The sequence below is a fragment of the Chitinivibrionales bacterium genome (assembly GCA_035516255.1).
Lineage (GTDB): Bacteria > Fibrobacterota > Chitinivibrionia > Chitinivibrionales > FEN-1185 > FEN-1185.
Genome location: DATJAL010000014.1, coordinates 51679 through 66058, shown reverse-complemented (window position 1 = coordinate 66058; position 14380 = coordinate 51679). Strand labels below are relative to the sequence as shown.

At 56.0% G+C, this 14380-nt stretch carries 10 protein-coding genes; 3 read left to right on the top strand and 7 right to left on the bottom strand.

The genetic code is table 11. The annotated features are described in order from the left end of the window. Nucleotides 1-22 precede the first annotated feature (22 nt). Nucleotides 23-1027 carry a hypothetical protein gene (locus VLX68_04800; GenBank protein ID HUI91551.1) on the top strand — a complete coding sequence of 335 codons (1005 nt, stop codon included), beginning with the start codon at nt 23-25 and terminating at the stop codon, nt 1025-1027. Next, nucleotides 1012-1764 carry a polysaccharide deacetylase family protein gene (locus VLX68_04795; GenBank protein ID HUI91550.1) on the top strand — a complete coding sequence of 251 codons (753 nt, stop codon included), beginning with the start codon at nt 1012-1014 and terminating at the stop codon, nt 1762-1764. The genes VLX68_04800 and VLX68_04795 overlap by 16 nt, the downstream gene beginning before the upstream one ends. A gap of 423 nt (nt 1765-2187) precedes the next feature. On the opposite strand, the gene uvrC is transcribed toward VLX68_04795, so the two are convergent. After that, nucleotides 2188-4008, bottom strand: coding sequence for an excinuclease ABC subunit UvrC (uvrC, locus tag VLX68_04790; GenBank protein HUI91549.1), 1821 nt, complete (start codon nt 4006-4008; stop codon nt 2188-2190). A gap of 699 nt (nt 4009-4707) precedes the next feature. After that, nucleotides 4708-6930, bottom strand: a complete 2223-nt coding sequence (locus VLX68_04785) for a PBP1A family penicillin-binding protein (GenBank protein ID HUI91548.1) — start codon at nt 6928-6930, stop codon at nt 4708-4710. A gap of 184 nt (nt 6931-7114) precedes the next feature. Between VLX68_04785 and gmd the strand changes: the two genes are divergently transcribed. Beyond that, entirely contained in the window at nt 7115-8152 is a 1038-nt protein-coding gene (gene gmd, locus VLX68_04780) for a GDP-mannose 4,6-dehydratase (GenBank protein ID HUI91547.1), read from the top strand. Nucleotides 8153-8374: 222 nt separating this feature from the next. Here gmd and tssG read toward each other — a convergent pair whose 3' ends face one another. The 5 genes from tssG to VLX68_04755 form a co-directional block, all read right to left on the bottom strand. Next, complete coding sequence (gene tssG / locus VLX68_04775) at nt 8375-9322, bottom strand: type VI secretion system baseplate subunit TssG (GenBank protein HUI91546.1); 948 nt, start codon at nt 9320-9322, stop codon at nt 8375-8377. Continuing rightward, nucleotides 9310-11061 (bottom strand): type VI secretion system baseplate subunit TssF, encoded by a 1752-nt coding sequence (gene tssF, locus VLX68_04770; GenBank protein HUI91545.1) that lies wholly within the window; start codon nt 11059-11061, stop codon nt 9310-9312. The genes tssG and tssF overlap by 13 nt, the downstream gene beginning before the upstream one ends. Nucleotides 11062-11246: 185 nt before the next feature. Further along, nucleotides 11247-11666, bottom strand: a complete 420-nt coding sequence (gene tssE, locus VLX68_04765; protein HUI91544.1) for a type VI secretion system baseplate subunit TssE — start codon at nt 11664-11666, stop codon at nt 11247-11249. 458 nt (nt 11667-12124) lie between these two features. Further along, nucleotides 12125-13018, bottom strand: coding sequence for a thymidylate synthase (locus tag VLX68_04760; protein HUI91543.1), 894 nt, complete (start codon nt 13016-13018; stop codon nt 12125-12127). A 143-nt stretch (nt 13019-13161) separates the two neighbouring features. Continuing rightward, entirely contained in the window at nt 13162-14367 is a 1206-nt protein-coding gene (locus tag VLX68_04755; protein HUI91542.1) for an AP2/ERF family transcription factor, read from the bottom strand. Between the last annotated feature and the right edge of the window lie 13 nt (nt 14368-14380).

The window sequence follows — 14380 nt, the reverse complement described above, 5'->3', positions numbered from 1 at the left end:
AATTGCAAACAATATTCCATCTATGAAAATCATTTCTTGTCTTTTACTGTTTACAGTGGCATCCTCCCTTTCCGCCTTCACTCTGCCCGACTCCCTGCAGGTCCAGGCCTGGGCCGGCGCGTGGATTTCGCTGCAGCAGCCTGCCGGCCTCAAGGCGTATGAGGCGGGCATCGTTGACGCCTCGGTCGCGCATAATTTTACCGACGCGTTGTTCAGCCGCGTTGCGGTGCGCGGCACGGTGTCGTTTTCATCCCCGTTTTTCGAGGAGGTTTCGCTCGGCTATCGTTACAAAGGACTTACCGCGCGGGCCGGTATGCTCTCTGAGCATGTTGGAAGGGCGAGCCTTTACAAACCGTTTTCCGTGTTCAATCCTTTTGTGCGCACATCGGTGATATGGGACTCCTACGGGTTCGGCCTGGCGCTTGACCAGCGCCTGGGCGGCTCCAGCCTGAGCGGCGCGGCGGCCATCAACGATAGGGAAAACGGGAGCGCCTATCTCATGTGGACAGCGCTTGACAACGGCGTCATCAATGAACGCGTCATCGCCGGCATCCAGACCCAGGAACTGCAGACCCAGGACAACAGCGCCACGGCCGGCGACGATTTTTGCCTAAACCTCCCGGCCTTTTCCCTGCACGCCGCGGCCAAGTATTCGTATTACCAGGGCTGGGGGAACATTACCATGAAGCAAGGATACCTCACCGAGATGCTCGGCGAAGCAAAATATACGCCGTTGGCCGGGCTCACCCTGAGCGGCTGCGGGTATTACAAAGAATTCAACAAGTCCTATTATTCTAACCAGATACTGGCCGGACTTGACGCACAGTACTTGCTATTCGGATGGATCGGCGCCTATGGCGGATATGAATACCAGAAAAGCATGGACACGCGGACGCAGGTTCCCGAACTCGGCCTTGCCGTTTCCCCTTTTGCCGACCGCACGCTCATCCGCATCGGCTGGGAATCACCCATCACGGGCAATGCATGGCTCAACCGCATCATCGGACTCTTATGGCTCGCCTTCTGACCGCTGCCCTACTCGCGTTGCTGCTTTTGTCCTGCAACGACCCGTTTTTGCCGGTCATCTCCCCGACCGACGCACCGCTGGTCGTCATCACTTTTGACGATGCTGATGAGTCAATCTATTCTTACAGTTACCGGCTGATGCGCCAAACGGACACCACGTGGGCGGCAACGCATTTTTTCCCCAACAGCTATCTCGGCGCGCAGGGCAACGTGACGCTTGACCAGGAGCGCGAGATGGAGGCGGGCGGCTGGGAAAGCGGCGGGCACGGCTCGGCACACATCAACCTTACCTCGGTGCCGCCCGACACCGCCGCTGCCATGCTGAAGGCGAGCCATGATTTTCTCGTACAAAACGGCCTTGCGCACGAAAGTTTCGCCTGGGCTTCGGGCGAGTACAACGACACGGTCAAATCCCTTGCACTCTCTTATTTTGTCAATATCCGCTCCGCGCACGATTATTACTACCTCGACGGTGTCGACCGCACCGAGCTCGGCTACTTCGCGGTGAAAAGCGGCTTTACCACCGACGACATCACGGTGCGCATCGAGGATGCGAAACGCCTCGGGTCGCCGCTCGTGATCATCGGTTTCCACGTTATCCAGCCCGACACGGCGCCGCCCCTTCCGGTGTACTGGTGCAAGGAATCGGCGTTCAGGGGATTTTTGCAGTATTTAAAAAGCCAACACCTCAGGCCGATGACGGTGCGAGAGGCAATGAGAATTCTTAAAGGATCATAAATAAAATTACAGGATATCGGGGGAGAGGTATCTCCCCCGGCCTCGGTCTCCTCGCCCCTGCGGGGCTGCGGGGTCCTCGGCACTCCCCTCTCCTGGGTGCGGCCGGGTTCCGATCGCTGCAAGATTCATCCATCCGTTGGGCGCACCCGCGAACTGTAGTTGTTTAATGAAGATGAAATGGCTGCTTGATTTATTAAAAACAGCGATGCGAACTCGATGTCCGCTGGAGTTACTAAGGCATCTTGTCGAATCGGAAACTCGCCGACGCGTTAGGCAGAACTGGAGGCCGCGCTGGAGCGCGGTGCTGCCCGGCCCTCGCCGTTAGGCATACCGGGGCCGCGGCAGCCCGAGCCGAAGGCGAGACCGGAAGGAGGGCCGACCCGAGCCTGAGGTTTACCGAAGGCGAGGTGAACGCCCAGCTTATCATTCTTGTTTATCAATATCCTTCAGAAACCTCTTTATCTCCATCGCCAACTTTGCCGGAATCCCTTTTACTCCCGCGATTTCATCAACGCTCGCTTCTTTTACCCTTTTCAACGATCCGAAATGCCTTAAAAGCTCCACCACCCGCTTTTTCCCCATTCCCGGCACCGACTGCAGCGCCGAAACGCCGATGCGATGGCCGCGAAGGGTGCGGTGATAGGTGATGGCGAACCGGTGGACCTCGTCGCGCACGCGCTCGAGGAATTTCCGCACCGGGTGGGTTGCCGCCAGGCGCGCCGGTTCTTTACAATAAGGAGAATAAACTATTTCTTCCTGCTTTGCCAGTGCCACGACCATAGGCGCCTTTTCCACTCCCGCAAGCGGCTGCATGGCCGCGTGGAGCTGCCCAAGCCCGCCGTCGATGAGATACAAATCGGCGAACCGCTGTCCCTCTTCTTTCTGGCGATTGATCCTGCGGCCCACCACTTCCATCATCATGGCGAAATCGTTTTGGCCGTTCACGGTTTTGATTTTATACCTGCGATATCCCGATTTGTCGGGCTGGCCGTCCTTGAACCGCACCATTCCCGCCACGGCGTTCGTCTCGCCCAGGTTCGAGATGTCGAACGCCTCGATGACATGCGGGAACCGCGGCAGGCACAGAAGCGCCTGGAGATCGGCAAGATCGTCAAGCGCGTTAGGGGGAAGCTTTTGCATCAGGTAAAGGCGCGCGTTTTTCACCGCCATCGCCGCCAGGTCCGCCTTTGGCCCCTTTTGCGGCACGGTCACGCTCGCCTGAGCGCCGAACTGCGCCGCCAGCGCCTTCTGCACCAGACGCGGGTCCGCCGCCGCCGCTTCGTGAATAAGCACCTCAGGGGGAGGCTCCTGGCCGGCGTCAAGGTAAAACTGCAGCAGAAGCGTTTCCACGCCCGCCCCCGACGCCTCGAACGCGGCCCGATCAAAGGCGAAGCTCCGCGCCGACATAAGCAGCCCCTCGCGGACGTGCAGGGCCGCCAGACACATGGAACGGTCTCCTTTGTAAACGCCGAACACGTCGCAGTCGAGGTCCGGGGCCGCGAAATCCACCTGCTGGAGCTTTGAGGCGTCCCTGATGAGCCGTATCTGGTCGCGGACATTGGCGGCGGATTCGAAATGCATCGTTGAAGACAAGAGCTCCATTCTTTCCTGCAATTCCCGAATGAGGTCCTTGCGCTTTCCGGAAAAGAACCGTATCACCATGTCAACGTTTGAACGGTACTCCTCCTGGGAAATTTTTGAGGCGCAAGCGCCGCTGCACCGGCCGATGCCCCAGTTCACGCACGGGCGCGCCGGTTTCTTGAGCGGCAGTTCCTTGTTGCAGTCCCGAATCCTGAATATCCTTTTCGCAAACTGCACGAGCCTGCGCATGGCACGCGCGTCGGTGTAGGGCCCGAAATACCGCGCGCCGTCGTTTTCCGCCCTGCGCACCACGAGCAGGCGCGGGAACGGCTCGTTCACCGTGATCTTGAGATACGGATAATGCTTGTCGTCCTTGAGGTCTATGTTGAACTTCGGCTTGTGCTTGCGGATCAGGTTCGCCTCGAGGATGAGCGCCTCGGCCTCGGTGTTCGTCGCGATCCAGTCCACGTGGTGCAGCCGCGCCAGCATGAACGGGATATGCGGCCGGTCTTCGTGCGTGTCAAGAAAGTACGACCGCACCCGGCTTTTCAGGTTGACGGCTTTCCCGATATAGAGAATAACGCCCGCTGCGTCTTTCATGAGATAGACGCCGGGACTTTCGGGGAAGCGGTCGAGGGAATCAATTAAATCTTTTTCCGGCATGATGGAAAAATACAACAAGAAATGCGGATTGCGGAATGCGATTTTAAAATGATGAACAAAAATAAATTAATCGCGGGGGAAGTCTCCCCCTCGCTCCGGTCCGGTCGTGCTCAACCCTATTTTAAATGCTTTGTACCCGTAAAGCACGCCCGGTCCTGCGCTGCCCCCTCCTGGGTGCAGCCGGGTACCAGCCGTTGCAAGCGCTAACCACCTGCTGGGCGCACCCTTGAAGCGACCGATTACCGGGAAATGCTATTTACATGAGCCGTTGCGGTGATATCTGGTAAAATAAGCTGACAGACTTCCGAGGAAACATTTAAGGGCGATGTCCAATTGACAATAGATAATTAGCAAAAACGGAGATCCTTGAAATTCGACGCGTTAGGGGCGACTGGAGGCCGCAGCGGATGTTTTACGAGCGTAACGCGTATTGCAGATTATCACTATAAGAATCGATTAGAATAAGATTCGCAGGTCGCCTCTACCGATGCAACAATCTCTTCTTCCGCCATGTAAAACTCGCGCTGCGGCGATCGTATCGCCAGCCACCACTTAAGTCTGCGAATCACTGAGTACCGGCGCCAAAAAGGGGGTGTGGGAGCAGATCGCCGCCGCGTCATTTTGGTTTTTGTCAAGCTAAGCGGCGGAAGCCGCACCCCAGGTGGAGACCTCACCCGCCAGCTTTATAATTTTATCTTGCTAAAACATTAATCGCTTCTTCGGCGGCACCTTCTCCTGCGCCTTCTCTTTCGGCCCGAACATGTTCATCATGTCGGCATTTTTTACCTTTCCCGGGCCGTGCATGTCGCAATCCCCGGGCTGCGTGCCCTCGATGAAACATTCGTCGTAAGGCTGGGGGCAGTATGGCGTCGCGACCTTGTGCGACACGGGGCATATCTTGAGGCTGACGATGCTGTCGGGCTTTTCGAAGTTCTCGGGCTTGATGTTGCGGTGCAGGGCGATCATCGCCTTGACATAAAGGGGGATCGCGCCGAGCGCGCCGGTCACGCCGTAGCCGAATGAACGCCGCTCGTCCATGCCCACCCACACCGCGCAGGCGATCTGCGGGGTGAAGCCCACAAACCAGGCGTCGGAATAATCGTTTGACGTGCCCGTCTTTCCGCCTGAGGGACGGGGGAACCCCATACCCGGGATCGCCGCGCCCGTTCCCCTGCGCACCACGCCCTGGAGCAGGTCGCACATCATGTAGGCGGTTTGCGGCGACAGCACCTTAGTTGACATGGTCTGGTGCTCCTCGAGGACGTTTCCGTTTTTGTCAATCACGCGCTCCACGTAGTACGGCTCCACGCGCACGCCCTTGTTGGGGAAAATGGCATAGGCGTCGAGCAGCTCCATGGGCATCACTTCGCACGAACCGACGGCGAGCGACGGCACCGGCTCCATGCGCTGCTTGAGTCCCATCCTTCGCGCGTAATTGACCACGGTGTCGCCGGTCACCTGCAGAAGAACCTGGATGGCCACGAGGTTGAGGGAATGTTCGAGCGCGGTGCGCACCGTCACGGGGCCGCGGAACTTGCCGTCGAAGTTTTCAGGGCGCCACTCGCCCTGCGGCGTCATGAGCGTGATGGGCTGGTCAAGCACCACGCTCGCGGGCGTGAAACCGTGGTCGATGGCCGCCGTGTACACGATGGGCTTGAACGCCGAGCCCGGCTGCCGCACCGACTGCACCGCGCGGTTGAACTTGCTTTCGAGGAAATTGCGGCCGCCCAGGAGCGACAGGATGGCGCCGGTCTTCACATCCATGGCGACGAGCGCGGTCTGCACGATGCGCAGGCGCAGGGAATCGGGCAGGGCCTCGCACGCCGTCTTGTTCGCGGCGTACACCGAATCGAAGTGCTTGATGAAAAAGTCCCTCTTGATTTTAAGCTTGCGGCAGATGTTCGAACGGTCGAGGAAATACGCGTTCATCTTGCGCTGAAGCGTGTCGAGGTGCGGCACCTTTGCCTTGTCGATGGAATCCTGCGCCGCAGGGTCGAGCGTCGTGTAGATGGTAAGACCGCCGTTGTATAAAAGGTCGTCGCCGTATTTCTGCTCGCAGTACTTGCGCACCATTTCCACGAAATACGGGGCGCGTTCGGAAACGTCGCTCTTCGGATTGGACGGCAGCCCCTCCTTCATGACGCCGGCGGCCGATGCGTTGTCCAGAAAACGCATTGACACCATTGATTTGAGCACCTGGTCGCGCCGGGCGAGCGTGTTCTTGAGGTTGGAGGGCCGGTCGGGCCGGTACCGCTCGGGCAGCTGGATGATGCCCGCAAGCACCGCGCATTCGTTAAGGGTGAGCTTCGAAACGTGCTTGCTGAAGTAACACTGGCTCGCGGCTTCCATGCCATAGACGCCGGCGCCGAGGTACACCTGGTTCAGATATAATTCGAGGATCTGCCGCTTCGTGTAAAACTGCTCGATCTGGATTGCGGTCATGGCCTCGCGCACCTTGCGTATCATGGAGGTCTTCGACGACAGGTACACGTTGCGGGCGAGCTGCTGGGTGATCGTGGACGCGCCCTGCGCGGCGTGCCTCCTGCGGATGTTGACGAACATGGCGCCGATGATTCTCTTTAAGTCAACCCCCCAATGGCTGTAATACTTCCGGTCCTCGATGGCGATCACCGCGTTGACGAGATGCTGGGGTATTTCCGCGAGCGGCACCCATGAGCGCTTCTCGATGGAAAATTCATGGATGAGCGTGCCGTCCCTGCCGAGCACCTTGCTCGACAGCGGCGGCTCGATGTTCTCAAGCTGGTCGAGCGTGGGCAGGGTCTGGTACATGCGGTAGAGAAACCATGCACTTGCGGTCGCTCCGCACGAAAGGGCAAAAACCAGGGCCAGGACAACAATCGTAAGCCTCTTCCCTCGCATGGGGCCGGCCTGCTGAACAACGGTTTCTGCCGTCTGGTTCATGAAATCGTCCGTCGCGACAGTTTATTGTAAACTGCCCTTGGTTCTCTAAATTATTTTATTTTGCGGTGCGTAAAAGTATCGGCACCTGTCACGTAAAAATACATGGCCTGCCGTCTGATGGACACAAACTTTTTTACAGGGACGGCTTTTCTCCTCGGGTAGTTGCGTCATCAGAAAGGGTATCATGAAAAAACGCGCCTTCATCACCGGCGTCACGGGCCAGGACGGGTCGTACCTTGCCGAGCTGCTGCTCCAAAAAGGGTACGAGGTCCACGGCATGATACGCCGCGCCAGCTATTTCAACCGCAAACGCATCGACCACCTGTTCCGCGACTCGCACAACAAGGACGTCAATTTCTTCCTCCATTACGGCGACATGACCGACTCGAGCAACATGAACCGTTTGCTCGAGAAAATAAAGCCCCACGAAATCTACAACCTCGCGGCGCAGTCGCACGTGGCCGTGTCCTTCGAGGTGCCCGAATACACCGCCGACGTCGACGCCTCGGGCACGCTCCGCATCCTTGACGCCATAAAGGAGACCGGCATCCAGACGCGTTTTTACCAGGCGTCAACCTCGGAACTCTACGGAAAGGCCGTGCAAACGCCCCAGAACGAGTCCACGCCTTTTTATCCGCGGTCGCCGTACGGCGCGGCAAAATTGTACGCGTACTGGATCGTGGTCAATTACCGCGAGGCGTTCGGTATCCATGCGAGCAACGGCATCCTTTTCAACCACGAGTCGCCGCGCAGGGGCGAGAATTTCTCCACGAGAAAGATCACCATGGCCGCGGCCGCGATCAAGGCGGGAAAAAAGGACTGCCTGTACATCGGCAACCTCAACGCCAAGCGCGACTGGGGCTATGCGCCGGATTACGTGCTCGCCATGTGGCTCATGTTGCAACAGGACGGGCCGGATGATTACGTGATCGCCACCGGTGAAACGCATTCGGTGCGGGAATTCTGCGAAAAGGCGTTTGCGTGCCTCGGCATGCACCTTCAATGGTCCGGGGAAGGAACCGGCGAAACCGGCGTCGACAAAAAAAGCGGCAAGACCCTCATCAGGGTCGATGCGAAATATTTCCGGCCCACCGAGGTTGACCTCCTTCTGGGCGACCCGAGCAAAGCAAAACAAAAACTGGGCTGGCAGCCGTCGGTCTCCTTTGACAAGCTCGTGGAGATCATGGCAACGGCGGACTGGGAAGCGGCGCAGGGGAAATGACGCGAGATGTCCAGGGTATTCAATAAAAAGAAAAGCCTCACCGCAAAGGCCGCAAAGAATATTTTAGCTAAGATCATGCACCGAATAAACCGACTTTTTTTCCTTTGCGTTCTTTGCCTCTTTGCGGTGAATTTTTTGCCGAAGTAAACGAGAGAAGAAACGACCCGAGCCAGAGGGTGATCGAAGGCGAAGGAAACGCCCGGCTTTAAATCCCAATAAAATTTATTCGATTACTATCGAAGACACGCCGCTTCTTTTATCCGACTTTCCCAGCGACGATGTCTCACCAAGGCGGGTATTATCTTGTCCTAAAATCACCGGCACCAATTCGCTGCTCTCCAGTTTCACCTCAATGTCGAACTCCAGCGGATCGTTTAAAAATAAATTCACCAGTTTTTTCACAGCAGCGATATTTTCGGAATTGCGAAGAAACGTCTCGAACGTCACCCTCGGCAGCGGGCCTATTGACACGCGGAACTTTCCGGAAACATCCCATTTCTTCGTGCCCAACATGGACGTGACGCCGAGCCGGGAGTCGATGCCCAGCTTCGGCAGGTCGGCGATGTCGACCCAGCGGGGCTGCCATTCGCATAACGCAACCGGCAGGCCGCCAAAGAAATCGGCAAGCATGGCGCGCAAGGCCTCCTTTGAGCGCACCTTGCCGGCAAGGCTGCCGGTGTACGCGAGCGCGCGGCGGTAAAAGGGATCGGAAAGGTCCGCGCCGCCCAGGCCGGCAAGGCCCGCCATCCGGCGCGCAACGGGACTTGCCGCAGGCCCAGCCGCCATGCTGATGCACCGGTACTTCTGCCAGGCCCGGTAGAACAGGGTGTACATGCGGTGGTTGAAGATGGCGAGAAAATCACGGAGGGGCCCGGAGGCCTCCTCGTGGCGAAGGAGGTATTCCGTAAAGTAAAGCGGCAGCGGCGACGACACGCCCACGAGCCCCATGAACGACAGCACGAACTCGATGCCGCTGGCGGTCTCCTTGACCGACGCGATGTCGCTGGCCGGGAAGGCGAGCGACGTGCCCGACGCCATGCGCACCCTGCCCGACTCGACGGGGCTGCCCACCCCTTCCTCGCCGCGGTATTTCTCCTCGAGGAGCGAGAGCGCCTGGAAAAAGTTGAAGTTGTGGCCCTCTTCGCGGAGCCGGGCAATCAGATCAGCCACTTTTTGCCCTCCAATGATTCCCACCGCAGCGTTTGGCCCGACGGTTTGAGCACCAGCGCAAGATTGAGAAAGGTGTTCACCGAAACGTACTGCGACAGGAACTCCTTGAGCACCTGGCCGAACAGGTGCGCGTCGCCGGTGTCGGAAAATTCCGATTCAGCAAGCGATACCGAGAATTCCACGCCGCGCACGGCCGAGCCGTTCACGATGCGCTCGACGGGCTTCGATGACGCGTCGGTGATGGCCTCGATGCGCCGCGCCCTGCCCTCGGCGTGCGACCAGTCGTACAGGCGCAAAAGCGCCTTGAGCGTTTCGGGCGACGACAGCGTGGTGCACGTGGAGCCGAGGTGCGAGATGCACATCCATAAATAATCGTCGTTCCTGGGCGGCATGGCAGGCAGCGTGGGCCGGGTTATGTTGCTGAACGAGACATAGTCGGGGAAATTCACGCCCGGATTGACGATGCCGCCCTCGCGTATGGTCTCCCTCGGCAGAACGCCGTTCGTGCACCACGCAACAATGGAAAGGCTTTCTTCACGTATCTCGCCCTGTTCGCCGAGCCGGTCGCCGCCGGGCGTGATGAACAGTTCGCGGCGCCCGTCCGGCGCATACCGGTATTGGGTCGCAAAGGTACGCGGCCTCTTTTTTCCTCCCATGGTGAACGAATACAGCGGCTCGTACACGGAGCGCTTTCCGGTCGCCCGCTCGACGCCTTCAATGGAAACAATGCTGTGCGCGTGGAACGACGCGGGATAATTGGCGTCCGCCACCACGCGGTATTCGGTCTCGAGCCCGGTCACGGCAACGGGCTCCGCGTCTTTCTTGAAAATATTGGCTGCGGGCGCGCAAAACAGCCTGAAATTCTCTTTTGAAAAGGGCTTGTCGGCCGGAAAATCGGAATCAAAGGTAACGGTGAAGGTGACGAAGCCAAGGGATTCTTCGGTGAACGGCAGGTTCTCAAAACCCTTCAAATCGACAAAGAGGAATTTCTCCGGATACGCGAAATATTCCAGCAGCAGCGAATACCCGGAAAACACGCCCGGGGCCTGCGGCAGTATCGACTCCTCGGCGGAAAGACCGCACGGAGAAAGCGCAGCCTTCGGGTCGACATCGCAGGCGGCAGCGCCGTCGCCCGCAATGATAGAGACCGACACGGCGCGTCGCGTGAGAAACTCGTGCAGCATGAGCGCGGTGGGCATCTCGGCGTGAAGGTAAAGCCGCAAAGGCGACAGCGAGAGCTTCGCAAGCTGCACGCCACGGTCAAGCTCGAACCTGAAGGAAAGCGATGCTTTTCCTTTTCTGTCGACCGTCTTCTTAACATTGGCAAGCGACACCGGATTGAGCCGCACGTCGCTCGTGGTGGTGAACCGGCATACCGCGCCCTCTGCGCCAACGCCGGCGCTTTGCAGCTCGGCGCCGCGGGCCAGCACGCGTGTCTCCTGCAAAAGGCCGGTTCTCGCCTTGAACTGCACGATCGCCACGGGCGGCAACTCGTGCAGCAGGCCGGGCCACATGAGGTTGAACAGTCCCTCGGTGAGCTCGGGAAACGAATCATCGAGCTTTTCGCGGATGCGGCCCGCCAGAAACGCGAAGCCCTCGAACAGCCGCTCCACGTACGGGTCGCGGTCGCCCACCGCGTCAACGTTGAGGAACTGCGCGCGGTCCGGGTGCGCCTTGGCGAATTCCCGTCCCGATTCGTAGAGGTAGCGGAGCTCTTCTTCGTAATATTTTTCTATCATCAGAATACCCTTTAAATTGGTTGAAGGCGTCACGCCGATAAAAACGGCACGCCGTGGACTCAGCTTGTTTCTCTATGCATTTACCGCAAAGACGCAAGGATCGCAAAGGAAAATTATTGATTTTTCAGGGAGCATGATTTCCTGTCCACATTTCTTTGCGTCCCATGCGCCTTTGCGGCGAGGATTTACTCCGGTTTCTTCCACGGCGCAATGGACGAATTGCCCATGCTCGTGAACGTGGTCTGGAACCGCACCAGGCCGCCGCCCTCACTAAGCTCGCCCGATAAAATAAACACAAGCCTGAAATCCTTGGCGTCGGTCTCCACCGGCGTCACCTTTACTCGGGTGAGCCGCGGCTCGTATTTCTCCACCGTGCGCTTGATCGCCTTCTGCAGCTCGTCGATTCCGTGCGGCATCTTCCGGTAGATTTCCGATATGTCGGGCAGCCCGTAGTCCTTGAGGTGCAGGCTCCCTTCGCGCGTGTTGAACAGGCGGTTGAGATGGTCCATGATGGACACGATGCCGCGGGAGGATTGGGGCACGCTCTCCACCGGTGTTCCATCGAGGAAATGGCCGGTTAAATTTTCGAAAAGTGCTTGTTTCATATTCTGGATTTAGTATTTACAATAAGATATAAAATGGGCGTTCCCCTCCGCTACGCTCCGGGTCGGCCCTCCTTCCGGTCCACCCCTTCGGGTGCTTCTCCCTCGTCAGGGATTTCCAAGGGTCACAAGGGTCGTCGTCCTTCGGCTCGGGCCGCCACGGCCCAATGCCGCTTTGCGGCGGGTCCGGGCGGCACCGCGCTCCAGCGCGGCCTCCAGTCCTGCCTAACGCGTTGGCAAACTTCCGATTTATCAACACGCACTTTCACCTCCATCGAAGCACCCGGGGCTTCCCGTTGCTTCCTGGGGGCGTTGCGGGGGCGAAGCCCCTGCTGAGAGGGGTGTGGGTGCAGATCACCTCCCGCTGATACAAAACCTGGGAAAATTTCCGGCGGGAGGAAGCTGCACCCCAGGGGAGAGACCTCTCCCCACCAGATCATTATTATTTATTCTTTTATCTCCTATTTATGACTTTCATCATATTCTTTTATTTTCTTCACAATCCTCGCCTCGGCATCATTGAACATCTCCTGGATGAACGCGTCGTGAAAATTATAGGTGCGCTCCTCGAAGCTCATGGTGTCTATTCTGTCAAACAGCTGCTGCTTGGCGCTTTCGATGTCTTTTCCGTAAATGTGCCATGAGTCGGCGTGCCAGTTCATGCGGCCGAGCTCCACCGGCTTGCCCGTGCGCTTTGCCACTTCCGCCGCGATCACATCGCGGTTGAACAGCGTGAAGCCGAACATGTTCATGAAATTCGCGCCCCACGCATCATTTGAGCGGAACCGTACGTTGCAGTTGAGCCACTGCACGCCTTTCTCGTCTTCCATGATGCGGTACCACAGCGACTGCAGGCACGGCGGGTCATAGCAATCGAAATCGAGATTGGGCATCCACGTGATCATCTGTGCCTGGCGCGTGAACGGCTGCTTTGACAATTTGTCAATCACTTTTTCAATCTGGTCTATCTTGAAAAACCCGGCCTCCTGCGATGCGCCGCCCCTGAGCTCTCGCCACGCGCCATAGGCAACGAGCCTGCCGTGATACGTGTATTCCCAGCGCGTGTCCTTCGGGTCGTTGATGTTTTTCACCCAATGGTCCTTTGCCCCGCGGATCTCCATGGCATATTCCTTGAGGTCGTCGATGCCGCCGGGAAACGCCTTGTGGATCATGGGATCGCTCATGGGCTCAAGGACCGTGAGGTTCATGGTGGCGTCTATGGACAGCGGCGCGCCGGGCTTGTCGTACTGGGTGCGCAGCCGCGTTCCCTGCGTGTAAAGGGTGACCAGCGCCTTTTCGTATGTTTCGGCGAGGGTTTTCTCCTGGACGAAAAGGACGGGGATGTTTTTGGGCATAGGGGCTCCGTATAATATTTTTTCAGGATATATATGACTGGATTCTTGGATTGATAATATACGTTTCGAAAAGGGATTTTGGGGGAATGAGGGTGAAAAAATTGTTGGCAGATTAGATTTTTAGAAAAATAGGGAAACAAGGATTAAAAGAATGGTTCTTCTTCTAATGAAGACTTTTTCACTGGAAATGAATAACCATGAATTTTTGATTCTTCCAAAACTAGGCGGTAAAACCAATCACTAGCTTGAGGTGCAATATATACACGATCTATTAATTCTTTCAGATCAATCTTGAACCACACTCCAGACTCCATTGGTGTGTCAGTTGGAAGAGGATCAGAAAAAGAATTTAAGCCTGACAAATTATAAATTGCCCTAACTTCTTGTTCGTGTTCAAATGATTTTCTTTTATGCAAAAATGGCAAGATTGGGTCATTTTCAATGATCCAATCCTTTTCATAATCGACATATTGTATTATACCAATTTTTACTGGTGACGGACAAAGCTTTTTAAGCTTTTCATAAGTTGACTGAATGCAAATTGCTTCGTTGGTTTTTGCGTAAAGATTCCACATAGCAGCTGATTCCTGATCATTTATATGCCAACAGCTAGCCATGATCCATTTTCTTAATTCTTTTACAATCTCCCCGCATTTACTCGAATTTAATGAACGATGCTTATTAAGCAGTGGCCGTAATAATTTGTTAACTTTTGAAAATGAGCCCTCAAATGAATCACCAAGTTTATCTATCCTTGAAAAGAATAGCCCTTTATGTTGGAGGATGGAAACGAATTTTGTAAAATCCATGTACCGCCATATTTTTACCTGTCCATTTTTAGGCGGATGATAAGCTATATGGTTACCTATTAGATTAACTTTTTCGGAATAAGATTTAGTTCTATTGTTCCGAGCCTCAATCGCTAGACGTTGCGCCTCATCCTCACCATACTTGCTTACACTGAATGCCTTAACCTTATGTTTTCCATGTCCTACCGACCATGTTGCAACCCATACAGGAAATTCTTTTGGACCTGATTTGTAATTAACCATTCGAACTCGGCGCCATACACCAACTAAATTATTTTTATTAACATTCAATTCGGTTGTATGACCACCTTCAAAAAATCCACCAAATTGAATTTCCATTGCATCTCTGTAAATTTTAGCAGCTTCAAGAGCTTTTTCCTTATCTCCATACTTACGATCTTCAAACCAATTTGACATTGGCTTATTTTTTCGTTTAAAACGGACTTGCCAAGCATGATCTGCTTTACTTCGACCTACAAGTTTTCTGTCAATGCGGGAAATATTCCTTAATTCAAAAGGTTTGGTAAAATTTTCGGGCATAACGATTCATCCA

What these genes read in the sequence shown, in the direction of transcription:
- VLX68_04800 (HUI91551.1), top strand. Translation starts at nt 23, where the DNA reads ATGAAAATCATTTCTTGTCTTTTACTGTTTACAGTGGCATCCTCCCTT.
- VLX68_04795 (HUI91550.1), top strand. Translation starts at nt 1,012, where the DNA reads ATGGCTCGCCTTCTGACCGCTGCCCTACTCGCGTTGCTGCTTTTGTCC.
- uvrC (HUI91549.1), bottom strand. Translation starts at nt 4,008, where the DNA reads ATGCCGGAAAAAGATTTAATTGATTCCCTCGACCGCTTCCCCGAAAGT.
- VLX68_04785 (HUI91548.1), bottom strand. Translation starts at nt 6,930, where the DNA reads ATGAACCAGACGGCAGAAACCGTTGTTCAGCAGGCCGGCCCCATGCGA.
- gmd (HUI91547.1), top strand. Translation starts at nt 7,115, where the DNA reads ATGAAAAAACGCGCCTTCATCACCGGCGTCACGGGCCAGGACGGGTCG.
- tssF (HUI91545.1), bottom strand. Translation starts at nt 11,061, where the DNA reads ATGATAGAAAAATATTACGAAGAAGAGCTCCGCTACCTCTACGAATCG.
- tssE (HUI91544.1), bottom strand. Translation starts at nt 11,666, where the DNA reads ATGAAACAAGCACTTTTCGAAAATTTAACCGGCCATTTCCTCGATGGA.
- VLX68_04760 (HUI91543.1), bottom strand. Translation starts at nt 13,018, where the DNA reads ATGCCCAAAAACATCCCCGTCCTTTTCGTCCAGGAGAAAACCCTCGCC.
- VLX68_04755 (HUI91542.1), bottom strand. Translation starts at nt 14,367, where the DNA reads ATGCCCGAAAATTTTACCAAACCTTTTGAATTAAGGAATATTTCCCGC.